1 protein-coding gene is annotated in these 305 nt (G+C 64.9%); it reads left to right on the top strand.

Annotated features, from left to right (window positions below; all coding sequences use genetic code 11):
• Window positions 1–102 precede the first annotated feature (102 nt).
• Window positions 103–305, top strand: a 203-nt coding sequence (locus tag PZH32_RS12675; RefSeq protein ID WP_275208608.1) for an HAD family hydrolase, incomplete at its 3' end; no start/stop codon positions are given.

The raw sequence follows: 305 nt of genomic DNA on the forward strand, positions 1-305 counted from the left end.
GTGGTCTATGCAGAAAACAATGGAGTGGGCACTCTGCCTGCGGTAGAGAGGTTCGAGGCAATCGTCGGCGAAGGGGTCCGCGGCGTCGTCGAGGGTCATACGGTGGCTATCAGCGCGAACGCTGCCGAGGGCGGCTCTTCGGTGACGGTTGACGGAGCACTAGAGGGTGCTATTCAGTTCCGCGACGAGCCCAAGGCCGATGCCGCCGCCAAGGTGCAGGCGCGGCGTCAGGACTTCGGGGTTGCCTCCTATATGGTGACAGGTGACGCCGAGGCCACCGCCCAGGCCATCGCTGCCGAAGTCGG

The sequence above is a fragment of the Adlercreutzia equolifaciens genome (assembly GCF_029076695.1).
In the GTDB taxonomy this organism is placed as follows: domain Bacteria; phylum Actinomycetota; class Coriobacteriia; order Coriobacteriales; family Eggerthellaceae; genus Adlercreutzia; species Adlercreutzia equolifaciens_A.